The following is a 26276-nucleotide window of genomic DNA, read 5'->3' as shown; positions in this document are numbered from 1 at the left end:
AATGGGGTGAGGATCGAATTCAGACGCGTTCGATGATGGTTGCCGCGCCCATGCCGATGCCGACGCACAGACTGACCAGTGCTGTACTGCCACCCGTGCGCTCAAGTTCATCGAGGACTGTCCCGAGCAGCATTGCGCCTGTCGCACCCAGAGGGTGACCCAGGGCGATGGCGCCGCCATTGACGTTGATCCGCTCATGGCCGATGTCCAATACACGCATGTATTCCAACACTACGGATGCGAACGCTTCGTTGAGTTCAAACAGATCGATATCAGAGACATTCATGCCTGCTCGCTGCAAAGCGCGCAGCGAAGCAGGAGCCGGGCCGGTGAGCATGATGGTCGGGTCTGTACCGATGGTCGCGAAACTACGGATACGCGCGCGGGGTTTTAGCCCCAGGCGTTTTCCCGCCTCGAGCGAACCAACAAGCACCCCAGCTGCACCGTCGACGATGCCCGAAGAGTTACCGGCGGTATGCACATGCTCAATTTCGAAAACATCCGGGTACTTTTGCAAGGCAATCGCGTCATAGCCGCCCAAGGTCCCCATCTGCGCGAACGCTGGTTGTAGGCTGGCCAGGTCTTCTGGACGGGTTTGCGGACGCATGTGCTCATCACGCTCAAGCAAGGGAAAACCAAGAGAGTCGACGACAGGGATCACGGAGTTTTTGAAACGACCTTCATCCCAGGCACGCCCCGCACGCTGCTGGCTGGCCAGTGCATAGGCATCGACATCGTCACGGCTAAAACCACTGCGCGTGGCGATCAGATCGGCGCCGATTCCCTGAGGCGCAAATGCGGTGGCATAGGCAATGGCAGGATCCCGAGCCCAGGCACTGCCCTGAGAGCCCATCGGCACGCGCGACATGGACTCCACACCGCCGCCGATCGCCAGGTCGAGCTGCCCCGCCATAACTTGAGCAGCCATCATATTGACCGCGTCGAGCCCTGAAGAACATGCCCGGTCCAGTTGCAGACCCGGCACGCTTTCAGCGTAACCGGCCATCAAAATCGCAGGACGCGTCAGGTTGGAACCCTGCTCGCCAAATGGCGTAACCACGCCCAATGCGACTTCACCAACTTCGGCGCTGTCGAGTTGATTGCGGTCACGCAAGGCACGCAGCACCTGTGCCGCCAGCTCAGTTGAGCTGACTGCGTGCAAACCGCCATTGGAGCGTCCGCGGCCACGAGGCGTGCGAACATGATCGAAAATATAGGCTTGAGCCACTGTCTGTCTCCCCTTCCTGACCATCCAACATCGAGCAAGCCTGCGCCTGTTAACTCGACAACATAGAGCATAATGATATGTATGTTTAAGACGATAAACAACAGGCTTGCTCGCAAAGCCGTCATTTATAATCGTGACAGAACTGCCAACGCGGCCGCGAAACCAGACGATTCAGCCTTGCGTGCAATGATGTGTATGATTAAGCTGTTTCTAGACAAAAAAGCTGATTTTTCGATTCCCGCATGCCGGAGCGTCATTTAATGCCAAAAATCAATGTGGTTCTGCGAAAGGAGGACCTCGATCCAGACTTCCTCTACGACAAAGTTGCCGTAGTCATCGACGTATTGTTCGCTACCACTACTATTGTCGCCGCCCTGCACCACGGCGCCAGAGCCGTATATCCGGCAGCCAACCGGCAAATGGCCTGCGACACAGTAAACGGCCTGGAACCCGATAGTTACATACTGGCCGGGGAGAACCATCTGCAGAAAATTCCAGGCTTCGTCACCTACTCCCCGCTTGCCTTGTCGCGAGAGGCTTTGGCAGGTCGCAATGTCGTATTTTCCACGACAAACGGCACTGTCGCGCTGCGCAAGGCGGATACCGCCAAGCATGTATATGCCGCCGCCCTATTGAATGCGCCCGCCGTAATCCGCCAACTCCAGAAACACCAGGACCGGTCGATCGTGCTGGTCTGTTCGGGATCGGCTGGTCGAGTGAATCTGGAAGACCTGTATTTGGCCGGATACCTGGTCGATCAACTGGAAATCACTTGCCCCGGCCACTGGATCCCATCGGACACCTGTCACATCGCCCGCTCGGTGTACGGCCAATACTACGACTCGCCGCACGACTGCCTGATGCAAAGCCAATTAGGTGTTCGACTGTGCAAGGAAGACATGTTCGATGAAGTCGAGTATTCGGCCCGGCTTGGGTTGCTCGATATCGTGCCCCACCTCCAGGGCAACCACCTCACCTGCTTGTGACCCATCGAGTAACTGACAATGAGCGATACTTTCCCGCGTAGGGGTGGTTGTCTGCGCCGCCTGATAGTTCTGCGCCAGGTGACCTCAGGGCAGGTAGTTGGCTGGCTGGAGGATGACTTCCATCACTTCGGCGTGACCATAGAGCACGATGGTGTGTACATAACGGCAGTCCGTATGGCGGCGCCGCGCACACCTTGGGTGACCTGTTCCGGAGCTCAAGTTCCTTTGCAGGCACTCGTCGGCAATCCTCTGATCAACCGCGCTTCGGATATCGGCGCGTTGATCGACATGCGGCAACAGTGCACACATGCTCACGATTTAACGGGATTAACTCTGGCGCATATCAAGCGCGGAGATTGCGAACGTCGCTATGAGATAACCGTTGAGGATCGCGAGGTCTATGCCTGGAACGGGATTCACCCGACCATGGGTCCGACCCGCGCGCGCGTATTGCGCGATGGCGAAGAAGTGATGTGTTGGCAGGTGGATAACGGAAGTATCACCGGCCCCGCCCCCTTCACTGGCCAGACGCTGGAGCGTGGTTTTCGCCAGTGGACAGAGTCACTCGACGAAGAGGCCGCCGAACAAGCCAATCTGTTGCGACGCGCTGTCCTTGTGGCTGGCGGAAGAACGATCGATCACGACCTTTTCCACAACGCCGCTGAATTTGGCCAACCTGCACTTTGCTACAGCTTTCAGCCCGAACGCAGCCACCAAGCCCTGCGCAGCCGTGAAACAACCCGGGACTACGCGGCCAACGCCGCTGAAATGCTAATTAATGTACGAGAGATACCTTAGGGAAGACATCTTGAGCCACCATCCGGTGGCTCTTGAGACTCAACCGACCTGGAACAGATCGGTAATGCGCATATGCTCAAACCCAGTCACCCAGACTTTGTTCGCACGCACCATATGCTTGCGCCAGTGTGCTTCAGCGCCATCGATGTCGCGCGCCTCAATGAAGCCAATGAGCTTCTCTTGAGACTTCAATCCAGCGACTGCCGCCATAATAGAAGTCTCTACGGGAATGCTGCGTCGCTGCAACGCCACGGCCGCTGTTTGATGCCGGGTAATCACTTCGTGCATGGCCCCCCACAGATGGATCAGCGGCTTATTACCGGATAGCTCCACGAGCACCTTGTGAAAATGCGCCACCTCAGTGGCAAAGCCTGCCGGATCCTCGATAAAAGCACGCTCGCGCTCTATCGCCTCGCGCAATATTGCCGGTGCTCGCTCTGCAGAATTCTCGACCACAAAACGAACCGCCGAGGGCTCGAATGCCATCCGAGCCTGATAAACCTCGGCTACGGTGGTGCCTTCGAACTGCAATACCATCAAAGCGTAATTGGCGATCAACACCGGATCCGGCGCATGTATGACGGCCCCCCCCTTAGCCCCTCGGGCAACAGTGATCAGATGCTCCGCCTCGAGGATACGAAAAGCTTCGCGAATGGTCGGACGCGACACGCCATACTCTTCCATCAGCTTGCCTTCGGCTTGAAGCAGATCTCCCTCCTTCAGTTCACCGCGCACAATCTGCTTCTTGATTCGACCAGCAACGATCTGCGGCGCCTTGGGTATATGGAGCACTTGCCGACGCTCGCCCGCAACCCTCCCGTTCGAAAACGAAAACTCTTTCAAATCGCTCATCACTTCAACCCTGAGTCAGTGGAATCGTCGTTTTCATAACAGCATAATCAGCCATATGATAAACATGATCTAAATATAACACATAGAAATCATAACGCTTCTTCGCGAGTACGCAACGCGTAATAATGGGGCGTTTCAAGATCTTTTCTGTGTTGCGCACAGGTCCACGCGCATCACTGGACAACCTGATTTTATTATGTATATGATTAATACGTTTAAAAAACAATAACGCTGCAGGGGCTTCCATGAATTTTGATTTCTCAGATGAGCAGCGGATGCTTCGGGACCAGTCCCGTCGCCTCCTGAGCGAAGTCAGCGACTTCCATACGGTGCGACAGTTGCTTCAAGCGCATCAGCCATTCAATTCGGATCTGTGGAGACAGGTTGCCGAACTAGGCTGGCCGGCAGTCGCCATTGGTGAGGATCAGGGCGGGCTGGGCCTGGGCATGTTGGAGCTGTGTGTCCTGGCTGAGGAACTCGGCCGAACACTGGCGCCGATTCCGTTCCAGAACACAGTTTTTCTGGCTGCAGAACTGCTAAAACTCAGCGCAGCCCCTGAAGCAAAAGATCTGCTGCAAGCGATCGCCGGTGAAGAGGCCATTGTCGCGACGGGCTTGGTTGCGCCCGGGCAATCCTGGAACGGGCAACCTTTACAGTTCGACGGTAAGACTCTGAACGGCCGTAGCCGACCTCTGGCATATGCCGCCCAGTCTCAATATGCATTGCTGCCGGCTCAGCAGGACGGGCTACCGGTCGTTGTTCTGGTCAAGCTAGGTGACTCGGGACTGAAGGTAATGCCCCTAAACAGTCCTGACGAAATCATTCCGTTTTCCGCCCTGCAAGCTGATGGCGTGCAGGCCATTGGACTGCTGACGGGCGCACAGGCCACAGCCGCGATGCAACAGGTGGTTGACCAGTCCGCCATTCTGACCGCTTTTGAACAGATCGGCGGAGCCGAAGCGGCCTGCGGACTGGCACGCGACTATGCCCTTGAACGACACACGTTCGGTCGCCCTATTGGTAGTTATCAGGCCATCAAACACAAGCTGGCCGATATGGCAGTGAAAATCGAACTGGCCCGCTCCAACGCCTATTACGGCGCCTGGGCGCTGCATGCCGGCAGTCCGGACGAACGCGCATTGGCCGCCGCCACCTGCCGATTGAGCGCAACCGAAGCCTTCGAATACGCAGCACGTGAATGCCTGCATGTGCATGGCGGCATCGGTTACACCTGGGAAGCCGATTGCCACTTCTTCTATAAGCGCTCTCGCTTGCTGGCCATGACACTGGGCGAGCCTGGGGCATGGGTCGACCGACTGCTGTCGGATACATCCTTGAGCCTGCTTAAAGCCCACTGAGGAGACGAACATGGATTTCAACGATTCCCCGGCTGAAGCCGAATTCCGTCAACAGGTTCGCGACTGGCTGCAAGACAACGTGTCCAGCGTGCTGGGTGCCGACGGGCATCAGGACGTCGAAGCATTCACCGCAAACGCAAGACAGTGGCAACGTAAAAAGGCAGAAGCCGGGTATGCCGCCATCCGTTGGCCACGCGTAGAGGGCGGACTGGATGGCACGCCAATGCAAGAAGTGATCTTTCAGGAAGAAGAGTCACGCTATGCGGTACCGGTCGGCCCCCTGGTCACCATTGGCACGCAGTTGGCCATCCCGACGTTGCGCACCCATGGAACTGCCGAACAGATCGAGCGCTTTACGCGTCCAACGCTCAATGGCGATCTGATCTGGTGTCAGCTTTTCTCCGAGCCATCGGCAGGATCCGACCTTGCCAATCTGCGAACCCGCGCAATCAAGGATGGCGATGACTGGGTGATCAACGGACAAAAAGTCTGGACCTCCTGGGCCCATGTCGCGGACTGGGGAATTCTCCTTGCCCGCACCGATTCTGAAGCCACCAAGCACAAGGGTTTGACTTTCTTCCTGGTCGATATGCGCCAACCTGGCATCGACGTACGACCTATTGAGCAGATTTCGGGAGAGTCGGAATTCAACGAAGTGTTCTTCACCGATCTGCGTATTCCCGACAGCTACCGCGTTGGAGCTGTCGGTGACGGCTGGAAGTGCGCAATGACAACCCTGATGAATGAACGGGTCAACGTGGGAGGTGAAAGCCAAGCTCTTCCATCAGTAGTCGAGCTGCTGGAGCAAATCACCAAGAGCGGTAGCCCAGTCACGCAGGATCGCTTCAAGATTGCAAGCCTGCTGACCCGGGAACTCGGATTGCGCTATTTCCGCTTCCGTCTGCTGACTTCCCTGTCCAAAGGTGAAACCCCGGGGCCAATTTCCGCCATGAGCAAGTTGGTTTACGCCAATGTTCTGCAGGAGCTATCGGCCCTGGCCTTGGACAATCTGGGCCTGGAGGGCATGACCAACGAACTGGCCGAGGCCCCAGCGACACGTTTCAGTCACGGATATGAATGGTCGGCAGCGCTGCGAATTGCTGGTGGCACTGACGAAATCCTGCGAAACCAGATCGCCGAGCGAGTCCTGGGCATGCCAGGAGAAATTCGGGTAGACAAAAACATTCCGTTTTCCCAATGTCGCTGACGCTGAGGAAGTTTTTAGCATGACTGAACATATCCGGGCCGAGTGTCATCGGCATTGCTTGACGATCACGCTAAATCGTCCAGACAAACACAATGCCTTGACCAATGCCATGTACGACAGCCTGAGCAGCATGCTCATGTCTGCTGGAGCCGATGATAACGTCAGAGTTGTCATCATTCATGGTGGCCCGGAATGCTTTACCGCAGGAAATGACCTTGCGGACTTCCTGCAAACGCCTCCAGACAGCCTCGACGCCCCTGCCTTCCGCTTCATGGCCGCAGTAGTGGCATTGGACAAACCTCTGATAGCTGCCGTTTGTGGCGCAGCCATTGGCATTGGCACTACGTTGCTACCGCACTGCGACTTCGTAATGGCGACTCGAAAGAGTCGCTTTGCCACACCCTTCATAAAACTCGGACTCTGCCAGGAGTTTGCCGCAAGCCTGTTATTGCCCAAACGATTGGGGCATGGATATGCCTCCCGCTTGCTGCTTGGAGGGGAAAGCATCGATGGGGAGCAAGCGCACGCCCAGGGTTTGTGCACACATCTTTTTACTCAAGGGCAGGAATGCCTGGACTTTGCCAAAGACTACGCAGAACGATTGGCTGCAGCCTCCCCTGAAGCACTGCAAGCCGCCAAGCATTTGATGAAAGCATCCCAGCAAGAAAGCGTGCTCAACATCATTCGCGAGGAAAATCTGAACTTCATCGCACGTTTGCAAACTCGAGAGTGCCGCCAGGCTTTAGAGGACTTCGTCTACAAACGTCGATGATGGGCTGATATACGGGCATCCAGGCCGCCTTGAAATATACATGCATACGATTACAATGATCGCTATCTAAAACCCTCACATAACAATAATCGGGGATGAAGATGAAAACGATCATGTGTGCGCTACTGTTTTTTGGTCTTTCCTCGCTGGGCGGATGTCAGGAACTCCACCATGAACAAGCCGAGCCATTGGGCTTGACCTCGTTTTGCGATGGCGTAAAGTGCGCGCCCAAGTACGACCCTTCCTGGCCTGCGGCCCTTCGCTGAAGCGGTTTGCAGCCATATCGCTGGAGTTCTGTTTGAAAATTTCGGGATTTGTTCTGTCGCTTTTTCTTGGGTCGTGCTTGATCAATCACGCCTCTGCCGAAGGTGCCGCGGTGGAGCCAAGCTATCAAAGTCAGGCCGACCAAGCCCAACACTTGCTGGCGAAAGCGATCGATCGATATCGTCAAGTAGGCGACCAGGCGCTGGCCGAATTCAGCCGCCAAGGTGCGTTTATCCAGGGTGAGCAATATGTTTACGTAGTCGATACGCACGGCGTAATGCTGGCCAGTGGTGGTCCTTCTGCGCTTTACATTGGTCGCAATATCAACGCGCTAATCGATCCGTCACTGAGTGCGGCCTTTACCAAGGCGTTGAACCAACCTGAAAGTCAGGCTATTCATAGTCAGGAATATCACTGGATGAATTGGCACGATGGCAAGGTCGAGCGCAAGCTGGCCTATTACCAGCGTGTCGACGACAAAGTCTTTGCCGTTGGTTTTTACTTGCCTCGCTCGAGCCCGATCGCTGCGCAAGCTTTACTCGACGATGCATTAAAGGACTTGAAGAATAAGCCCGACGATACGATTGCACGTATCAACCAACTGGACCCTAAACTGACGCGCGACGACTTGTACGTCTTTGTCATCGATACCGACAACATGAAAATGGTCGCCCATGGGTACAACCGGCGCCTGATCGGTACCGATTTTCGCCAACTGATGTCCGTCGATGGACAACCCGTTGGCCAACAGATGCTGACCGCCATAAAGGGGCGAGATAAAGCCCTCACCCACTATCTTTGGCGCAACCCTGTTACGCAGAAGCCAGAACCGAAAGAAACCCTGCTGGAACGCAGCGGACATTACATAGTAGCGGTCGGATACTATGCAAATCCTGACGAAAACGCCAAGCGTTAGCCTGGCGTTGAGCATCAGTCCTGAAGCAACTGAGAAAGTGACATTTCTTCGTAACCGCTGACCCAAGTCTTATAGGCAGCCTGCATATGTTTGCGCCAGTGGTTTTCAGCCTCGTCTTCATCGCCGGCTTCGATCAACTTGATCAATTTTTCCTGCGAACGTAACCCAACCGAGGCGTTGGCGATAATGTCGTCGGTGGCTTGATTGCGTCGATATACCGACACTACCAGCGCCTGATGACGCTCGACCACCTGGTGAATTGCCGACCACAAATGGATCAAAGGTCGATTGCCAGACAACTCCACCAACACACGGTGAAAATTGGCAATGGACTGGGCAAAGGCAGAAGCGTCATCGAGCGCTTCACGCTCCTTGGCCACTGCCAGGCGCAGAGCATCCGGCGCAGTCTTGCGCGCATTCTTGATTACCAATCGCACAACTGATGGCTCAAACGCCATGCGTGCCTGATAGACCTCCGCCACTTTGGTCCCTTCGCACTGTAGAACCATCAATGCATAGTTGGAAATCAGGTCCGGATCCGGCGAGTGAATGACTGCACCACCGCGAGCACCACGCGAGACGGTCACCAAACGCTCAGACTCAAGAATTCGATAGGCTTCGCGAATGGTCGGCCGGGACACGCCGAACTCTTCCATCAGCTTGCTCTCTGCCGGCAGCAGATCCCCTTCCTTGAGCTCACCGCCAACAATCATCTTCTTCAAGCGCGATGCAACGATCTGCGGTGCCTTTGGAATATGCAGCGGCTGCTTCTTGACAGCAGCTGAGCCGAAGATGGAAGGCGTTTCGCCAATATTGTTCATTGTTCAATCCTGATAGCTATGTAGCGTCCCATTCATTCTACTGATTGGATCATTTAAATACACCATAGGATTAACAATCAGAAAAAATCAGCTTTCGACGCTCGATAAAGGTGAGAATTCGTCCAGTAGCATAGATACTTTCTGCAACTTCTTAGGCGCGCCGTAAATAATCCATATCCGTCGCCATGGCCTCTACCCATTTATGAGGAGCTGATCTCAAGCACTGTCTTGCCGATACGCTGCCGATCAAGGGATGCGGCGAGCGCCTCGGCAAAATTCGCCATGGTGTAACGCCGTCCGATCGCAGGCTGTAAACGCCTGGCAGCAATCAAATGAGCCAGTTCAGCACGTGCCTCAGCTGCCTCAAGTGGCTGATAAAGTTCAAACTGACGCACATCCACACCAATCAGCGATCCCCCCTTGAGCAATGGCAGGTTGGTGGGCAATGCAGGGATCGAGCCGCCGGCAAACCCCAGGACCAAGTGTCGACCTCCCCACGCCAAGCGGCGGAAAGCCGTTTCCAGCCCCGTACCACCAACTGGATCGAAAATGACATCCACTCCTCGCCCTTCAGTCAGTGCCTTGAGTTGTTCAGTCCATCTGGAGTCGGTGTAGTCAAGCACTTGCCAAGCCCCCAGACTCAATGCTGTTTCGCGCTTTGCCAAACTGGAAGCTGCCGCAATGACCCTGGCCCCCAGCAGACGAGCAATCTGAATCGCTGCCTGACCGAGACCACCCGCCGCGCCCAACACCAGCACCGTCTCGTCAGGTAGCACCCGGCCACGATCACGCAACGCGTGCAAGGCTGTTGTGTAGTCAACCCAGCAAACTGCTGCCTCGGCAAATCCCATCCCAATGGGCAGTCGTGTCAACGACGCTTGCGGTACCACTGCGTACTCGGCGAAACCGCCGCCCATGGCAATCGCAGACACCGGTTGTCCAACGTCCACATTTATGACTTGCGGGCCTAGAGCATCGATTACTCCACTGAACTCACAACCGGGAATGAAGGGCAGTGGTGGTTTGAGTTGGTATTGCCCAGTGCTCAACAATCCATCGGCGAACCCTACCCCAGTACACTTGATCGCAATGCGGACTTCCCCTACTCCAGGCTCGGGGACGTCAACGCGTCGCAGCTGGTAACTTTCCAGCTTCAATTCCTGACCTACAACGGCGTACATCTGCATAGGCGAAGGGGGCAAGGCCATGGGCAATCCTTTTTACTTGTGAGTATCGAATCCACACCTGCCCGCATCATAGCGACGCCGCTTTTTGCCCTACAACTATTTATTCACGCATGTACAATTAAGTCCAGAGCACTGTCATCTGGAGAATCGCTTGAGCTCGCCCCCGACACCTGCCGCCGGCACTGAACGCGCAAATGGACGCATCACTCGCGAGCAGTTGATTACCGCCGCCGTGGAACTGATGGCCGAAGGTGGAGAGGCCGCAGTCAACCTCAAGGCCACCGCACAGCGCGCTGGTGTGACACGAGGCACGGCCTACTACCACTTCAAGAGCCGCGCTGCGCTGATCGAACAGATGCACGCCAACCTCGAGCAACAATTGCTCAAACTCACCGATGCTTCCCGCCCCTTCAGCAACCCTTATTCACTGGTGTCGCGATTGGCCGCCGAGGATGAATCAATCATTCGTTCTCGGGTTTACAGGATTCTTGAGCAAGGTCCACTGGCTGACCCAACCACGATCGCCTACTTGAGGCGCTTTCGCAGCGCAGCCTCAAAACAGCGCATGCGACAGCCGGCCAAGGGCGATCCAATCGATCCGGATGCCCTCGCCTTCATCGCATCGGCCCTGGATTTCGCAGGTTTGATGGCCATTTCCCAAGGAAAGACGGTCAAACAACGCAAGGAATTGGCCGATCGATTTGGCGAGGCGGTATATCAATTGTTCTGCCATGGCGTCATCGATCCCGAACTGGATCCGGACTTGCCGACGCCCACCCGAAAAACCTGAGCTAAAAAAATTCCATTCAAACAAGTACAAGGAATTAGCTATGCCACTGCAGCGCCAAACCTTCACCGGCTTTCAGAATCTGGCGCTGTGCGCCGATGTCGGTGGTCGCACCGATGCGCCACCGGTAATCCTGCTGCACGGGGGTGGCCAAACCCGCCATTCCTGGGGTAAAGCCGCCAGGCAGCTGGCACAGGCCGGGTTCCATACGCTCGCAGTGGATCTACGCGGACATGGCGAAAGCGCCTGGGCAGCCGATGGTAACTATTCAACAGATGCCTTTATTGGTGACCTGAACGCAGTCATCGACACGCTTGAGCAACCGCCAGTGCTGATTGGCGCCTCCTTGGGAGGCGCTACTGCCCTATTGGCAATGGGCGAATCGCAAACAGCACGTGCAAGAGCGCTGGTCCTGGTGGACGTAGTGCCACGCATGTCGCCTGAAGGCGTGCGGCATATTCGTGACTTCATGATGGGCAGCCCCGAAGGCTTTGCCAATCTGGAAGAAGCGGCAGCAGCTGTGTCGCGCTACATCCCCAACCGCCCCAAGCCACCCACTAATGAGGGCTTGATGAAAAACCTGCGACTCAAGGAAGACGGCCGCTATTACTGGCATTGGGATCCAGCCTTCCAGGCCAGAAGCGCCCGTGAGCGTCTGGCCGATCTGCACCTGCGCATGGAAAACGCTGCCGCCGAAGTCCGAGCACCGACGTTGTTGATCAGAGGCCGGCAGAGCGACGTTGTCAGCGAAGAAGGCGCTCGCCTCCTGCTGGATCTGATGCCTCATGCCGAATATGTCGATATCGAAGGCGCCGGACACATGGTCGCTGGTGATCGCAATGATGTATTCAATGAAGCCATCGTCTCATTTCTCCAAAGATTGAAGTGATTAACCCCTCGTCACGAGCCCTTGACCAATCATCAATATCACAATAATAATCTATATGTTTATTCATCCATGACATTCATCCACCTAGTCGATGAATGTCGAGAGGGAGAGTGCGAATGACCTGGGAACATTGCGACAAGACCGCCATCGTCGGTGTCGGTGCCACGCCGTACTACGTCCGCGGGCAATCCTGGCCCCGGACCATCAACGAGATGATCGGCGAAGCCATTCTCGGCGCCTGTGCCGATGCCGGGTTGTCTGTTCGCGATATCGATGGTTTCGCTTACTACGGCGGCGCCAAGGCTGGGTACATCGATACCATGGACACGGCCAGCATCATGGAGATGCTCGGTATTCCGGAGGTCACTTTCACCGCCACACTGACTGGTGGTGGCGGAGGTTCGGCCGGTGCCATCGGTCTCGCGTCGGCCGCCATTATCGCAGGCGACGCCAAATATGTAGTCACCGTGATGTCCCTGCAGCAGCGGGCCCAGCGTCTTGGAACCGTGTTCGGTGCACTAAAGCCGGATCCGGAAAACTCCTTCCTTCAGCCTTCCGGCCTGGTAGGGCCGGGGCATTTGATGTCGGTGCTGGCACGCCGTCACATGCACTTGTACGGTACCCGTCGCGAGGCTTTTGCTGAGGTGGCTATCAACAGCCGCCTGAACGCCATGAATCGTCCCAAGGCCATCCGCCGTACGCCACTGACCCTGGAAGAATATTTCGCCTCCCCCATGCTTGCCGACCCACTTTGCCGCCTGGATTTCTGCCTGGAAACCGATGGCGCAGTGGCAGTTATCACGACCTCGACCGAACGTGCGCGAGACCTCAAACAAAAGCCGGTTCTGGTCAGCGCCGCCACGCATGGCGGCCGCGCCGAATGGGGCCGCGCCTTTGCCTGGATGGGTATGAGCGATGAATACTTCGCCTCATCCGGTCATAAGGATGTCGCCAATCGCCTTTACGCCAAGGCCGGTGTCAAGCCGAGCGATATCGACGTAGCCCTGCTCTACGACCACTTCACGCCGATGGTAGTGATGCAACTGGAGGACTACGGCTTTTGCGGCAAGGGTGAAGGCGGTGCCTTCGTCGAAAGCGGCGCGATCCGCATGTCCGGTTCTATCCCGGTCAACCCCCATGGCGGCCAGTTGTCCGAGGCTTACATCATCGGCATGACCCACATTCTCGAAGGTGTCGAGCAACTGCGCGGTACAGCCATCAACCAGGTAGCCGATGCCGAACTGGCACTGGTGACCGGCGGTCCGGCCTCGATTCCGGTATCCGGCCTTATTCTCAGGAGATCCGCATGAGCCAGCATCTGTCGCGTGCCCTTCCGGGCGAACATGTCCATATCACCACCGACCCCTGGACCGAACCTTTTTGGGTGGCTGCTCGCGAGGGTCGACTGGTGGCCGCGCAATGCGGCGATTGCGCACACTTTCGCATGCCGCCCACGCCTTACTGCCCGCACTGTCAGAGCCAAAACACGCAATGGCCGACGCTGGCTGGCACTGGCACGGTCTACAGCTACGCAGTGTGTAATCGCTCACCGTTTCCGGGTGTAGAAGACTTCATCTACATCCCGATCGTTGTCGAGCTTGATGACGCCCCGGGCATTCGCCTGGTGTCGAACCTGGTCGGTATCGATCCGAAGCAAGTAAAGATTGGCATGGCTGTTTCGGTGGAGTGGAACCCGATCAATGATGATTGGCGCCAGCCGATTTTTCGCGCCTGCTGATCGAAGCCCGGCGTCGCAGGATGCCGGGCATATCCACCCCGCTGCCAGCGAGATTGCCCCATGAGTCATGCAATCGCTCCAAGCCCGGTGTTGCTTGAAATCATTGAGCAACACATTGCCGTTCTGACGCTCAACCGCCCCGAAGCTCGCAATGCCATCAGCAGCGAAATGACAGGGCTGATCGAGTCCTGTCTGATCCGCATAGAAGACGACCCGCAGATTCGTGTGTGCATTCTTGCCGCTAAAGGTGAAAAGATGTTTTGTGCAGGCGCCGACCTAAAAGAAATCGCCTCAGGCAATGCACGTAATCTGGCAACCAAACGCGGTGGTTTTGCCGGCTTCGTCCAGGCTCCCCTGAGCAAACCGTGGATCGCCGCAATCAACGCTACAGCGGTCGGCGGCGGTCTTGAAATGGCATTGGCCTGTGACATGCTGGTATGCGCCGAACAGGCTGAACTGGCACTACCAGAGGTCAAGCGTGGCCTGGTAGCTGCCGGTGGCGGCATGTTCAGATTACCCCGCGTGCTGCCACGGGCCGTTGCTTTGGAAATGATCGTCAGCGGTGAGCCGCTCAGTGCGCGTCGCGCCTATGAACTGGGTATGGCCAATTATCTGGTGCCGCAGGAGCAGGTGTTCGAAACGGCGCTCAATCTTGCCCGCAAAATTGCCAGCGCAGGCCCTCTGGCTGTGCGTGAAAGCCTGCAATTGGCGCACAGAAGCACGGACTGTAGTCTGGAAGCACTCTGGGCCCTGAATAGAGAGGCCGCTCACCGGGTACTTACCAGTGAAGATGCGCGCATCGGCCCCAAAGCCTTTCTCGAACGACGCCCCGCACAATGGACCGGCCGTTGAGCCCGACAAAACCAACAATATTTTCAAGGAGTGCGACCATGGAATACACTACCCTGTTGTTTGATCTGTCCGACGATGGCGTCGGCACCATCACCCTCAACCGCCCCGAGGCCATGAACTCGTTTACCCTGACGATGCTGCACGAGTTCGATCACCTGTGGGCGCACATCCGTGACAATGATGATGTACGAGCGGTGGTTCTGCGCGGTTCCGCAGGCCGGGCGTTCTCCACGGGTGCCGACGTAAAATCCCATGCCACCGAGCCCGTGGGCCATGCCAACAACCTGTGGAATGCCCGTGACCCTGGCGAAAGCCTGGGTGCGCGCTCGAACAAAGTCTGGAAGCCAGTCGTAACTGCCGTTCATGGTTTGTGCTGCGCCGGGGCCTTCTACTGGCTCAACGAAAGTGACGTGATCATTTGCTCTCAAGATGCGCAGTTCTTTGATCCCCATGTTTCCTACGGGCTTGTTTGTGCCGTTGAACCTATCGGCATGTCCTACCGCCTGCCTTTGGGCGAAGTGCTGCGCATGTCCTTACTGGGAAATGACGAAAGGATTGGTGCCGAAACCGCATTGCGCATCGGGTTGGTGACGGAGATCACGTCAAATGAATCATTGTGGGATCGAGCCCATGAGCTGGCGGCAAAGATCGCGGCAAAGCCACCGGCGGCCGTGCAAGGCACCGTGCGGGCAATCTGGGAGTCTCTGGATGTGCCACGCACTACGGCGCTGACCCAGTCCTTGAAGTACACGATGATTGGAAACCCGGTAGCCCAGGCTCAAATGGACGTAGAAGCTGCACGCAAACAAGCGCGTTCGTTCGAAGTACGCTAAAACTGGACGGCAGGGCCGAAAGCCCTGCCCCCACACATTACTGTTTAAGGTACTCAGGACTGCTTTCAGCTACCGCCTGGCCAACACTGCGGCGCAAATGAGCGATGAGCTGTTCACGCTGCGATTCTCCCGGGTCACCAGACCCTTCACGAAGGCGCAAAGCCAACAAGCGATTACCGGCCAACAGATCTATCTGCCCCAGTTGCAATAGTGCCTGCAATGATTGCAGTTCCTCGCGTTGCGGCAACTCTCCACTGCGCAACTGACGCGCAGCAATGTTCATCGCATTGCAGATCATCAACGCTTCATGTTTACGTTGCGGTGGCAAATCTCCCAGCAGGCGTTCGCGCAGCAAACCCTGCGCAGCTTCCAGCAAATCGGCACCTTCAGGTCGCGTACGCATCAATCATTCTCCGTCATGTTGAGAATTTCCCATTCCAGCTTGGGGACGATGTGCCCCGTCAAAGCCAGCAACAACGATTGCTCTTCCCCCGAGACATGTCGCTCGGCCTGCTGGATGGCAATGATCGCCCAGTGCACATGCGCCATCACCTCCCAATACCGAACCTGTTCGCGATCAATACGTCGTCCACTCTCTGCCTCGTAACCGCGATAGAAGTCCTCGCGCTCGCCGATACCACCCGCCTCCAGTGACGGCTGGCCGAATCGCCAACAGCGAGCGCAAAACCAGCCAATATCCTCAAGCGGGTCACTCCAGGCGGAAAACTCCCAATCGATGATGGCCGTCAAACCAGCCTCGTCCACCATGTAGTTTCCGGTGCGAAAATCACGATGGGTCAACACAAATTCACCACGCGCAGGGGCATGCCGTTCAAGCCAACGTAGGCCCCACTCCAACGTCGGATACGGCGTGCGGTAGTTGTCGAGAAAGTTGCGGAAGTGCGCGATCAAGTAATGGGCTGGAGCTTCGTCATAGAGCGGCAAAAAATCGAGATCCTGACGTGGCGGCCGGATCGAGTGGATACGGGCCATCTCCCGGCCCAAGCGTTCGGCGAGCTCGCGTCGGTCACCGCCATACCTGGAATCTGCGCGAGCAATGAGATGGGCACTGGCAGTGCCTTCAACTCGACGCATCACAAAAAATGGCCGACCCAGCACGGAACGGTCTTCGCATAGCCATAAGGGCTGAGGGACTGTGACCCCGGCTTCGAAAGCTGCAATCAGCAAAGCGTATTCCTGGGCACGACCGTGGCTGACCGACACCCCGGAAGGTGCATCCGTGCGAATCACCAGGCTTTGCAAGCCGCGATAAGGTCCATCGTGGAATTGGGCGTCGATGCGCCAGTTTTCCTGAATAGCGCCGCCTGAAAGCAAATCAGCCAACTTCAACTCGACACGAGAAGCCTGACCTACGTAGCTCAGGTACTGCTCGATTGCACTGCGTGATTGAGCGTCCACCTGTGTTCTCCTAAAGACCGCTGACCAGATGCCCGCCATCGACAGCGAGCGTGGCGCCGGTGATATGTCGCCCACCCTCGCCCACCAGCAGCAAAAGCGGCGCGTCGAGATCCGATAATTCGCCGAAGCGCCGACTCGGGATGCGCTGACGCAAGCGTTCGCCAGGTTCGCTGGAGAGGAACTCACGATTCAGATCAGTGACCACGTAACCGGGGAGCAAGGCATTTACCCGAATGCCGTGGCGTGCCAGTTCCAAAGCCAAGGCCTTCGTCGCCTGAATGACACCGGCCTTCGATATTGCATAAGGCGCCACCGCTCCACTGACTCTCTCACCCAGTATCGAGGCCGTATTGACGATGACCCCGCCCTTACCGGCGGCAACCATGCGCCGGGCCGCTTCCGTGGCCACGAGCCACCCGCCTTTGAGGTTAGTGCCAATCACCGCATCGAAATCTGCCTCTGTTTGCGCAAGCGCAGGCTTGGTGACCGTAACTCCAGCATTGTTGAGCACGATATCCGGCACGCCAAAGCGCTCAACCACTTCATCAAAGGCGCGCTGAACGCCGGCACCATCGCTAACTTCCATTCGAACCGTGGAAACCTGGCCTGGAGTTTGCGCAGCCAGCTCCTCCAGCAACTCGACACGCCGCGCAGTCATCACCACATGCGCACCGGCTGCGGCCAACACCCGACAAAAGTGCAAGCCCAAGCCACTGGACGCCCCGGTCACCAGCGCCAATTTGCCTTCCAGACCAAACAGCGCATTCAAGTCCAAACTCGCCATGGTCCTCTCCCGTGATCAATTTCCGATGACGGGTGAAGACCCGTCGGCTTGGAAAAATCATATCAATGAGTTATATGTTTAATCAACCTGACAAATTTCACACGCCTCAGGTTTCACCAAAAATTTCTTCCATTTTGGCCAAGGTTCAGGCGACCGCCCGCCCTTCATTCGAACAGGACTATCAGCATGCAAGCACCTTCAAGCCGTATTCCACGCCCGGGCGATTTCGCCGCCTTGTTGCAACTGGAATTCGACGGGGATGAGTTCATCAGTCAATACGGTGAAGCGAATCTGACAGGCAACGCTTTCGGCGGGCAATTGATGGCTCAAGCCGTGACTGCTGCCGCTCACGGCCTCGATTCGCAAAGACGGCTGCGCTCGCTGCACGCTACGTTTCTCAAACCGCTGCCACTCGATCCTCAATTGCGCTACCAGGTTCAGAGCACACTGCAAGGCCGCAGCTTCAGCAACCTGGAGGTGCAATCAATGATCGGGCAGCAGGTCGCGTTCCGCGCCAGCCTGTGTTTTCAAACCGAGGAAGACGGGCCGAGTCATCAGGACTCGGCGCCCGAAGTTGCGCCCCCTGACTCACTGCTGGATCTCGCACAACTGGCCGACCTGCACCAGGATCGCCTCAGCGACGGTAATCGAAGAATGCTCAAGGCCAGGCATCTGCACGAGCTGCGCCCACTGCAGGGCGAGGCCTTCCTTTTTTGCGGTGATCGCCGACCGAGCATGCGCTACTGGATTCGCAGTCGTGATCGCCTGAGCGATGACCCGAGGCTGCATGAAGCAGCGCTGGTTTATATGTCCGACGCCTGGATCAACAGTGCAATGCTGCTTCCACATGTGGCAACGCGCATGAGCCGTGACTTTTTTGCGCCAACGTTGACTCACGACCTCTGGTTCCATCGCTCGTTTCGTGCCGATGAGTGGCTGCTGTTTGATGTGCACAGCCCTTCATTGCAAGGTGCCACTGGGCTGGTCAACGCAGCTATCTACGACCTCGAAGGCAGACTGATCGCAAATGCCACACAGCATGCACTGTTTCGACGCCTCGGCTAATGCGCTACGCCCCGGTCTGCACCGGGGCTTTTCATATTGCGTACGCCATCAGTTACGCGTATTGCGGATGACCTTTTTCAGCAGATTTTTGAGCAACGCCAGATCGTCCCAATCCAATCCGGTGATCGCTTTCTGCTCCGACGATTTAGCCTGCACGAACAACTTGACCGCGTATTCATGACCCCGTGGAGTAAGATCGAACTGACGGGCCAGGCCATCGCCCTGCACTGTTACCAACTCGGCTTGCAGTAACTTGCCCAGCTCTTCGTCACCGAGACGGTGACCACTGGGTTTAAGCAGTTCTTCGATCTGACCCTGGGTTTTGTGCTTGCCGGCAGCCAGCACACTGAGCACGAAATAGCCGCACTCGGTAAGACCCAACTGCTGCCAATCCTTGCGCACCGGCTGGTACAGTTGCATGGACGCCACGCCAAGCAAAAAGCCCAGATAGTCCTTATTGAAACTGCTGTTCACATCTTCGACATCCACCGGATTTTCCAGTGCGCGCGGGTGAACCTTGGCGTATTTGCCGCCATGAAAGGCGAGTGGTGGATGAGCGGAGTGGTCAAACTCGATGACTTCGCCGACAAAAATGATGTGGTCACCGCCCTCATAACGAAAGCTGGTTTTGCACTTGAACCGGGCCGCGCAATCGCCGAGCAAAGGTACCTGTCCAGGGCCACGTTCCAGCTCCAAACCAGCGAATTTATCGATACCGCGCTTGGAAAACCGATCCGACAGTGATTGCTGTTCGGCGGCAAGCACATGCACCGCAAAGTAGTCGCCGGTCATGAACGCCGAGAGGCTGCCGGAGGTTTTTGCCAGGCTCCATAGAATCATCGGCGGCTCGAGCGACACCGAGTTGAAGCTACTGGCGGTGAGGCCGACATCGGTACCCTCGGCGTCGCGCGTGGTAACAATCGTGACCCCGGTCGCGAAAGCCCCCAATGCATTACGAAACTGCTTACTGTCGATTACCAGATTGGGATTGCTCACGGACTTCTCCTCGTTCTGTTCGAACCGCTTGCTGCCAGAGATCACAGCGGACCATTTGAATAAATAGTATATATCATTAATATAATAGGCAACCGGTCATAGCTCCGGTCATTGCGAATTCCACGACAGTCAGAGCGCTAACAATGAAAACAAAAGTCTGCGAGATGTTGTCCATCGACCTCCCCATTTTTGCCTTCTCGCATTGTCGAGATGTTGTCGCTGAGGTGTCACGGGCCGGCGGCATGGGAGTTTTGGGTGTCAGTGGTTTTACTCCCGAGCAACTGGAGCAAGAACTGACCTGGATCGACGAGCACACCGATGGCAAACCCTACGCGGTGGACATACTGATCCCGAACAAATATGCCGCGAGTGACAACCCGACAGAGAAGCGTCACCCTGAACTTCCCGCCGAGAATCAGCTTTTCCTCAAGAAACTATGCGATGACGCTGGCATGGCGCCGCTTCCCGAAACCGAAGTCGAGCGCATGGTCAGTGAATACATGGATCGCCTGCACATGACGCCCGAATCCGCTGAAGAGCTGATTGAAGTGGCGTTGCGTCACCCTCTGATCAAGCTAGTGGTCAACGCTCTGGGCACGCCACCCAAGGAAAAGGTGCGCGAACTGCAAGCACGCGGCATCAAGGTCGGCTCCCTGGTTGGCCGACTGGATCATGCCAAGGCCCAGGTCGAGGCTGGCGTAGATCTATTGGTGGCACAAGGCAGCGAAGCAGGCGGCCACACCGGCACAATCACCTCGATGGTGCTATGGCCGCAGGTGGTCGATGCGGTGGCGCCGATACCCGTGCTTGCAGCCGGCGGCATTGGTCGTGGCCGGCAAATGGCCGCGGCCCTGGCAATGGGTGCCGACGGTATCTGGTGCGGTTCTATCTGGCTGGGCACCGACAAAAGCGAGCTCACTCCGGAAATGAAAGCCCGCTTATTTGCCGCGCGCTCTGAAGAGGCCATTCAGTCGCGCGCCATGACGGGCAAGCCATGCCGGATGTTACGCAGCAAGTTCACTGATGCCTTCGAACAACCGGGCGCCCCCAAGCCATTGGCCATGCCGCTACAGACGCTGTCGGTGTTCGAAGCCCGCGCACGTATCGAGCGGGCCCGGGCCAGCGATTTTCTGACGCATCCAGTAGGCCAGATCGTTGGCGACATGCATGGGGAAACGACAGTCAAAGAGATTTTTTATGACCTGCTCAGCGACTTCCTCGACAGTGCCGATCGCTTGGCAACACTGGTAGCGTCATTGGAATAATCTTGACTTGAAAAAGGAGAAGGCCGTCGCCCGATATCACTCGGACGACGGCCTTTAGTGCGTTGCAGCTACGAATGACTGGCAGGTTGCGCCACGGCCTCGCGCGATGCATCAGGCCGGCGCTTGGGCAAGGCCAAAGCAGCGAAGACGCTGAGCACGCACAACAGGGTGATGGTCAAAAATGCCAGTTGGAACGCCGGTCCCGCCGGGTACGTACCGGGACCTTGAGCCGGGTCGCTGATCGTTTGAGTAGCGAATATAAAGGCGATCATCTGCGCCCCGATAGCCATGAAGGTGGTGCGAATCACCTGGCTCAAACCCGTCACCTCACTGACCCGATTCGCCGGTACCGCCTCGACGATAAGATTGGGTACGGCACTGAACGCAATGGCCGTACCAATGCCGTTGAGGATCACCGCAAACCCGACAAACCAGATAGTGCTGTGGTGTAGGGTCAATGCCGCCCATCCCGTCACGAGGAAGAACAAACCATACAGCAACGCACGTCTGCCGCCGTGACGTCCCGCAACCACTCCGCCCCAAGGTGCCGCGACGATAGCCACCAGCGACGAAGGCAATTTCAATGCCGCTGCAGCCGTTGCAGCCATGCCGAGCCCGACACCAGTCCAGGTGGGTTGCTGCAACAAAACAAACAGCACTTGGGCAAACTGCATTGCTCCCAAGGCGATCAAGGCGTAACAGAGATTGGACATGGCTAACTGGCGGTTGGCGAACAGTCGGACGTCGATCAGCGGATTGCTATGCCGTGCCTCATACCAGGCCCAGAACGCCAGCAAAGCAAGGCTGCCACCTCCTAGCCACAGAGTGCGCTGATCGTACCAACCCCAGGCACTGCCTTTGGTCAAGGCGAACAGAACCCCCGCCACTGCCGGCGCAAACATCACACCGCCGAGAATATCGACCGTCTCTTCGCTGGCCTTGCCTGCCGACGACGGCAGGAACGCAATCACCAACAGCAAACCCAGCACGGCGACTGCAGTACTGATGTAAAAAATCCAGTGCCAGCTCAAGTAGTCAATGCACACCCCACCCAATACGAAACCGATACCTGCCGCCGTTGAAGCGGTTCCTGCGACGATACCAATACAGAGTGGTATACGCGCCTGGCTGATATTTTCCCGCACCAGGCCGAAACACAGAGGCAGCACGGCTGCCGCCACCCCTTGCACGGCCCGTCCGAAGACAATCCCTTCCAGGGAGGAGGACAAGGCACTGATCAATGAGCCAAGCGCTGCCAGGATCAACATGCCGATCAACACCCGACTGCGCCCATACAAATCACCGATCCGACCACAGATCGCAGAAGCGGCAGCTGCCACTAATAGATAGGCGGTAATGACCCACCCCACCAATGCCGGATCCTGGAACAATCTGTAGAACGTCGGCAACGCCGCGAACGCCATGCTGACCTCAAAAGCCGAAGCCACCTCGGCAGCCACCAACGCCAACATGATGGTTTTCCAGCGTGTGTCTTTATCACTCAAGGCCATGCGAGTCTCCTCCTTGCTCATCAAAGAATGGCGCAGGCTTCAAGCTCTGCTGGCCATGCGTTTTTGAAGCTCTGTTTCCTGCTCCAGACCACTGTCGGCTACAGGATCGAGCCCTGCCAGGGGAAGCGGGACCGTGGTGGATTGCGCATTGACGTCGCGACCGACATCACGCAACAGGAAATACGACAATGCCGGTATCAGCGTCAGGGCACCGAGCATGTTCCAGAGGAACATGAACGTCAGCAGGATGCCCATGTCGGCCTGGAATTTGATCGGCGACCAGACCCAGGTCACCACCCCCGCCGCCATGGTCACACCAATCAAAGCCACAACCTTGCCTGTGAAATTCAGTGCGAGCCCATAGGATTGCGCGAGGGAAATCCCGCGACGCTGCGCGCCCAACTGAACGCACAACAGATACAGGGCATAATCAACACCCACGCCCACACCCAGGGCAATGACCGGCAAGGTAGCGACTTTGACGCCGATACCCAGCATCACCATCAAGGCCTCGCAAAGGAACGAAGTAATCACCAGCGGCACCATGGCCACCACCACCGCTCGCCAACTGCGAAAGGTGATGAAACACAGGACCGCGACAGCGGCATAAAGCAAGCCCAGGATGCGATAGTTGGCCTGCTTCACCACAATGTTGGTGGCCGCCTCGATACCGGCCGGACCTGCTGCCAACAAAAACTGTCGGTCAGGCGTGTTGTACTCCGCGGCAAATTTTTCGGTCACCTTGACCACTTCACTCAATGTGTCAGCGCGATGGTCTTTAAGGTAGGCAATGACCGGAGCAACACTGGCGTTGGGGTTCATCAGCTCAGGGCTGCCCACCAGCAGGGTTTGCGTGACGTTACCGAGCGTTTGGGTATTGCGCGGTAACGTCATCCACTTCGGATTACCTTCGAACGAACCCGACGCGACTCGCCGAATCCCGCCCGCCAGCGAGGCGGTTGCCAGCACTGACGGCAGCTGTTGCAGACGCCAGGCCAGAATGTCCTGCGCCACCAACGATTCATAGTCGCGCATGCCTTCGTTTTTGGTTTTGAGGATGACGGCGAATTGATCGCTCGACATACCGTAATGCTCATTGATGTATCCGACATCCAGATTGAAGCGCGAATCAGGACGCAGCTCTGGCGCCCCTGCATCCAGGTCTCCCATCTTCAGGCTGGTCAGGCTGATTGCCATGGCCCCCCCGCCGACCAGAATGGCCAGCAAAGCGAGTGGCAAGGCCAGACGACGCTCGGTGCACCGTTGCAAAAAGCCGGTGATGCCCTGTCCGGCCTCATTCTCCCGCAGGCTGCGCTTGGCGGCTGATTGACTGACGCCAATATAGGAAAGTGCTACCGGAATGAAGAACAGCTTGGTGAAGATCAGCACCAACACACCCAGACTGGTGGTCATCGCCAGGTCGCGAATCACGGGTATGTCAATGATCATCAGCACGGCAAAACCAACCACGTTGGTAATCAACGCCGTCAGCCCGGCCATGAACAACCGGCGAAAGGTATAACGGGCAGCCACATACTTATGCGTCCCCCGCCCGATGTCTTGCATGATCCCGTTCATCTTCTGGGCGCCATGGGATAAACCGATGGCGAAAATCAGGAAAGGGACAAGGATCGAATAGGGATTAAGGTCGTAGCCAAGCAACTCCAACAGCCCCAGCAGCCAGACCACGCCGATAGTCGCTGTCACCACCAACAACAAAGTACTTCGCAGATCGCGGGTATAGAGGTAGATGATCAATGAAGCGATCAGGGCCGAAACGGCGAAAAACATCATGACCTGAATCAACCCGTCGATCAGGTCGCCTACCAGCTTGGCAAAGCCAATGATATGCACACGATAGTGGCCATCGCTTGCGCCCTGATACTTGTCACGGATTTCTTTTTCCAGAAAAGTCGAGAGCTCACTGTAATCCAGTGGCTTACCGGTCTCGGGAATGACATCGAGCAGGGGTACAAAAATCATGCTCGACTTAAGGTCCTTGCCCACTAACGTTCCAGGCAAACCGGCGCGCAGCGTATTGGTGCGGAACTGGGCTATTGATTTTTCCTTGGCGTCGTAGTCGAACGGCATGACCGGACCACCGCGAAAGCCTTCTTCTGTCACTTCGGTCCAGCGAACGATTGGCGTCCAGACCGAACGCATGAAGGCACGATCTACGCCTGGCGTGAGGAATATCTTGTCATTGATATCACGCACCACAGCCAGGTAGTCCTTGTCGAAAATATCACCCTGAGTATTTTCGACCACGATGCGCACTGAGTTGCCCAAGCCCTTCAGTTCGCTCTTGTTGTCCAGGTAGTTACGGATATAGGGGTGGGAATGAGGAATCATGTCATCGAAGCTGGCCTGCACCGTCAGACGCGAAGCATGCAATCCTAAAAAAACGGTAATGACCACAACCAGCATCACCACCCAGGCGCGATGATTGAAGATCAGTCGCTCCAGCCAGTCACCCGATTTTTTGTCGAAGTCTTTGATGTCCCGTATCACGGGCAGGCGAAGTGATTCGGTATCTACAGCCATGATTTCTCCAGATTTTCCATACCACCAGCCTCAGCTGCCGGAAGCCGGCAAAGGCTCGAGCTGGGCACCTTGGGTGCCGACGATGACCACACTGTCTGCAGCCGCGGGTTCGATATTGGCGAAGGGCACGCTACGAAGCAGCTGTGTTGGCTGCAAAGCACCGGTAGCGGCGTCACCGAGGAGCAACGTACCGCCTTGGCTGACTACCGCCACGCGTCCGTGGTCGAGCATGGCGGCTCCCGTTAGAGTGGTCTCCGTGCCCGTGTCGATTTTTTCCCAGGTCACACCTTTATCCAGACTGCGCCAGGCATTACCGCGCAAGCCGTAAGCAACCACCGCACGGGCATCCCCCGTCACGCCGAAGAAGCTTCCGATATAGCCGGAATTAAATGCGATGAAGCGCTGACTGGCTTTATCCAGACGGAACACTGTCCCTCGCTCCGAGGCGATATACACTTCGTCACCAACGGCATTGATCGCCGATAAATGCAGGCCTTCAGGGTTATCCATCCGGTCGAGCATGGGCGTCCAGTGTTCACCGCCATCACGGGTTTCCATGATCAGATTGAAGCTACCGACCACGTACCCGTGCTGATCATTTTCGAACCACACATCCAGCCAAGGCTGCTCGGGTCCCGTCTCGTAATTAAGACGCACCTGATCCATCAAGCCTGCGTATTGCGCCTGCTCGGCTTCGCTGGCCTGATCAAGGCGCTGCTGGTAGTAGCTGGTCATCAGCTTGCCGGTAGCAAAACCATCCTGTTGCTTGACCCAGGTTTTGCCACCGTCGCGGGTACGCAGAATCACGCCCCCGTGACCGACGGCCCAACCTGACTCAGCAGTAGGAAAGTTGACCGCGGTAAGGTCGGCACTGACCGGCACGTCGGCCTGCTGCCAGCTGCGACCTTGATCGTCGGAGTAAACGATGTGCCCTCGCCACCCAACCGCAACCAGGCGTTGCCCGGCACGGGCCAGACCGACCAACTGAGTGGAAGGCGCCAGATTGCTTTGCACCACCGGAGTGAACAAGGGATCGATAGCAGGGCGTGTGCCCTCGCTCGCATTGGCACCTAACAGCAAAGCGGCGCCGATGAAGCAGCCGCCGATCCATCTGAGATTGGCAGCTGACGCACCTTGCATGTGCAGGGCTGTTCGAAAACAGCGGGCATATAAAGGTAAGCCAAAATGGCTCATTTCAACCTCC

The 26276-nt window shown here is 56.8% G+C and carries 25 protein-coding genes; 14 read left to right on the top strand and 11 right to left on the bottom strand.

Features of this window, described 5'->3' with window-relative positions:
* Window positions 1-19: 19 nt before the first annotated feature.
* The gene (locus tag ACRC4F_RS20210; RefSeq protein WP_438660925.1) at window positions 20-1228 is read right to left on the bottom strand and encodes an acetyl-CoA C-acetyltransferase; all 1209 of its coding nucleotides are present in this window, start codon (window positions 1226-1228) and stop codon (window positions 20-22) included.
* A gap of 260 nt (window positions 1229-1488) precedes the next feature.
* Here ACRC4F_RS20210 and ACRC4F_RS20205 point away from each other — a divergent pair, with 260 nt between their 5' ends.
* Window positions 1489-2214 carry a 2-phosphosulfolactate phosphatase gene (locus tag ACRC4F_RS20205; RefSeq protein ID WP_438660924.1) on the top strand — a complete coding sequence of 242 codons (726 nt, stop codon included), beginning with the start codon at window positions 1489-1491 and terminating at the stop codon, window positions 2212-2214.
* Window positions 2215-2232: 18 nt separating this feature from the next.
* The gene (locus ACRC4F_RS20200) at window positions 2233-3012 is read left to right on the top strand and encodes a DUF2889 domain-containing protein (protein WP_438660923.1); all 780 of its coding nucleotides are present in this window, start codon (window positions 2233-2235) and stop codon (window positions 3010-3012) included.
* Between the two features lie 39 nt (window positions 3013-3051).
* On the opposite strand, the gene ACRC4F_RS20195 is transcribed toward ACRC4F_RS20200, so the two are convergent.
* On the bottom strand, window positions 3052-3864 hold the full coding sequence (locus ACRC4F_RS20195) for a FadR/GntR family transcriptional regulator (RefSeq protein WP_438660922.1): 813 nt from the start codon (window positions 3862-3864) through the stop codon (window positions 3052-3054).
* A gap of 245 nt (window positions 3865-4109) precedes the next feature.
* Here ACRC4F_RS20195 and ACRC4F_RS20190 point away from each other — a divergent pair, with 245 nt between their 5' ends.
* The 4 genes from ACRC4F_RS20190 to ACRC4F_RS20175 all read left to right on the top strand — a co-directional run bounded on the left by ACRC4F_RS20190 (window position 4110) and on the right by ACRC4F_RS20175 (window position 8381).
* Complete coding sequence (locus tag ACRC4F_RS20190) at window positions 4110-5222, top strand: acyl-CoA dehydrogenase family protein (RefSeq protein WP_438660921.1); 1113 nt, start codon at window positions 4110-4112, stop codon at window positions 5220-5222.
* 10 nt (window positions 5223-5232) lie between these two features.
* Window positions 5233-6429: an acyl-CoA dehydrogenase family protein gene (locus ACRC4F_RS20185; protein ID WP_438660920.1), complete on the top strand. Its 1197-nt coding sequence runs from the start codon at window positions 5233-5235 to the stop codon at window positions 6427-6429.
* A 19-nt stretch (window positions 6430-6448) separates the two neighbouring features.
* Window positions 6449-7201, top strand: a complete 753-nt coding sequence (locus ACRC4F_RS20180; protein ID WP_438660919.1) for an enoyl-CoA hydratase-related protein — start codon at window positions 6449-6451, stop codon at window positions 7199-7201.
* 220 nt (window positions 7202-7421) lie between these two features.
* Window positions 7422-8381 (top strand): cache domain-containing protein, encoded by a 960-nt coding sequence (locus tag ACRC4F_RS20175; RefSeq protein ID WP_438660918.1) that lies wholly within the window; start codon window positions 7422-7424, stop codon window positions 8379-8381.
* 14 nt (window positions 8382-8395) lie between these two features.
* On the opposite strand, the gene ACRC4F_RS20170 is transcribed toward ACRC4F_RS20175, so the two are convergent.
* Together ACRC4F_RS20170 and ACRC4F_RS20165 are read right to left on the bottom strand one after the other, a co-directional pair.
* Complete coding sequence (locus ACRC4F_RS20170) at window positions 8396-9202, bottom strand: FadR/GntR family transcriptional regulator (protein ID WP_438660917.1); 807 nt, start codon at window positions 9200-9202, stop codon at window positions 8396-8398.
* 200 nt (window positions 9203-9402) lie between these two features.
* Window positions 9403-10410, bottom strand: coding sequence for an NADPH:quinone oxidoreductase family protein (locus tag ACRC4F_RS20165; protein WP_438660916.1), 1008 nt, complete (start codon window positions 10408-10410; stop codon window positions 9403-9405).
* 130 nt (window positions 10411-10540) lie between these two features.
* On the opposite strand from ACRC4F_RS20165, the gene ACRC4F_RS20160 reads away from it, so the two are divergent.
* The 6 genes from ACRC4F_RS20160 to ACRC4F_RS20135 all read left to right on the top strand — a co-directional run bounded on the left by ACRC4F_RS20160 (window position 10541) and on the right by ACRC4F_RS20135 (window position 15488).
* Window positions 10541-11179, top strand: a complete 639-nt coding sequence (locus ACRC4F_RS20160) for a TetR/AcrR family transcriptional regulator (RefSeq protein ID WP_438660915.1) — start codon at window positions 10541-10543, stop codon at window positions 11177-11179.
* 40 nt (window positions 11180-11219) lie between these two features.
* A complete protein-coding gene (locus ACRC4F_RS20155; RefSeq protein WP_438660914.1) occupies window positions 11220-12065 on the top strand; it encodes an alpha/beta fold hydrolase in 846 nt (281 codons plus the stop codon).
* Window positions 12066-12181: 116 nt separating this feature from the next.
* Window positions 12182-13375 carry a thiolase C-terminal domain-containing protein gene (locus tag ACRC4F_RS20150; protein ID WP_157711492.1) on the top strand — a complete coding sequence of 398 codons (1194 nt, stop codon included), beginning with the start codon at window positions 12182-12184 and terminating at the stop codon, window positions 13373-13375.
* A complete protein-coding gene (locus ACRC4F_RS20145) occupies window positions 13372-13803 on the top strand; it encodes a Zn-ribbon domain-containing OB-fold protein (RefSeq protein ID WP_438660913.1) in 432 nt (143 codons plus the stop codon). The genes ACRC4F_RS20150 and ACRC4F_RS20145 overlap by 4 nt, the downstream gene beginning before the upstream one ends.
* A 60-nt stretch (window positions 13804-13863) precedes the next feature.
* Window positions 13864-14655: an enoyl-CoA hydratase-related protein gene (locus ACRC4F_RS20140; RefSeq protein ID WP_438660912.1), complete on the top strand. Its 792-nt coding sequence runs from the start codon at window positions 13864-13866 to the stop codon at window positions 14653-14655.
* 38 nt (window positions 14656-14693) lie between these two features.
* Window positions 14694-15488, top strand: coding sequence for an enoyl-CoA hydratase/isomerase family protein (locus ACRC4F_RS20135; RefSeq protein ID WP_157711489.1), 795 nt, complete (start codon window positions 14694-14696; stop codon window positions 15486-15488).
* 37 nt (window positions 15489-15525) lie between these two features.
* On the opposite strand, the gene ACRC4F_RS20130 is transcribed toward ACRC4F_RS20135, so the two are convergent.
* The 3 genes from ACRC4F_RS20130 to ACRC4F_RS20120 are packed head-to-tail and all read right to left on the bottom strand — an operon-like array spanning window position 15526 to window position 17691.
* Complete coding sequence (locus ACRC4F_RS20130) at window positions 15526-15891, bottom strand: DUF6285 domain-containing protein (protein ID WP_438660911.1); 366 nt, start codon at window positions 15889-15891, stop codon at window positions 15526-15528.
* On the bottom strand, window positions 15891-16907 hold the full coding sequence (locus tag ACRC4F_RS20125; RefSeq protein WP_438660910.1) for a phosphotransferase family protein: 1017 nt from the start codon (window positions 16905-16907) through the stop codon (window positions 15891-15893). Before ACRC4F_RS20125 ends, ACRC4F_RS20130 begins: the two co-directional genes overlap by 1 nt.
* A gap of 10 nt (window positions 16908-16917) precedes the next feature.
* Entirely contained in the window at window positions 16918-17691 is a 774-nt protein-coding gene (locus ACRC4F_RS20120) for an SDR family NAD(P)-dependent oxidoreductase (protein WP_438660909.1), read from the bottom strand.
* Between the two features lie 186 nt (window positions 17692-17877).
* Between ACRC4F_RS20120 and ACRC4F_RS20115 the strand changes: the two genes are divergently transcribed.
* A complete protein-coding gene (locus ACRC4F_RS20115) occupies window positions 17878-18756 on the top strand; it encodes an acyl-CoA thioesterase (protein WP_438660908.1) in 879 nt (292 codons plus the stop codon).
* 48 nt (window positions 18757-18804) lie between these two features.
* Here ACRC4F_RS20115 and ACRC4F_RS20110 read toward each other — a convergent pair whose 3' ends face one another.
* The gene (locus ACRC4F_RS20110) at window positions 18805-19752 is read right to left on the bottom strand and encodes a flavin reductase (protein ID WP_438660907.1); all 948 of its coding nucleotides are present in this window, start codon (window positions 19750-19752) and stop codon (window positions 18805-18807) included.
* Between the two features lie 143 nt (window positions 19753-19895).
* Here ACRC4F_RS20110 and ACRC4F_RS20105 point away from each other — a divergent pair, with 143 nt between their 5' ends.
* Window positions 19896-21017: a nitronate monooxygenase gene (locus ACRC4F_RS20105; RefSeq protein ID WP_438660906.1), complete on the top strand. Its 1122-nt coding sequence runs from the start codon at window positions 19896-19898 to the stop codon at window positions 21015-21017.
* Window positions 21018-21085: 68 nt separating this feature from the next.
* Here the strand turns inward: ACRC4F_RS20105 and ACRC4F_RS20100 are convergent, their stop codons facing one another.
* From ACRC4F_RS20100 to ACRC4F_RS20090, 3 genes are read right to left on the bottom strand one after another with little or no spacing between them, the layout of a single operon-like run.
* Window positions 21086-22528 (bottom strand): MFS transporter, encoded by a 1443-nt coding sequence (locus ACRC4F_RS20100; protein WP_438660905.1) that lies wholly within the window; start codon window positions 22526-22528, stop codon window positions 21086-21088.
* Window positions 22529-22567: 39 nt separating this feature from the next.
* Window positions 22568-25072 (bottom strand): efflux RND transporter permease subunit, encoded by a 2505-nt coding sequence (locus tag ACRC4F_RS20095; protein ID WP_438660904.1) that lies wholly within the window; start codon window positions 25070-25072, stop codon window positions 22568-22570.
* A gap of 30 nt (window positions 25073-25102) precedes the next feature.
* On the bottom strand, window positions 25103-26266 hold the full coding sequence (locus tag ACRC4F_RS20090) for a YCF48-related protein (RefSeq protein ID WP_438660903.1): 1164 nt from the start codon (window positions 26264-26266) through the stop codon (window positions 25103-25105).
* Between the last annotated feature and the right edge of the window lie 10 nt (window positions 26267-26276).

It is taken from the genome of Pseudomonas sp., from assembly GCF_051660785.1.
GTDB lineage: Bacteria > Pseudomonadota > Gammaproteobacteria > Pseudomonadales > Pseudomonadaceae > Aquipseudomonas.
This window is presented reverse-complemented; position numbering and strand designations above follow the sequence as displayed.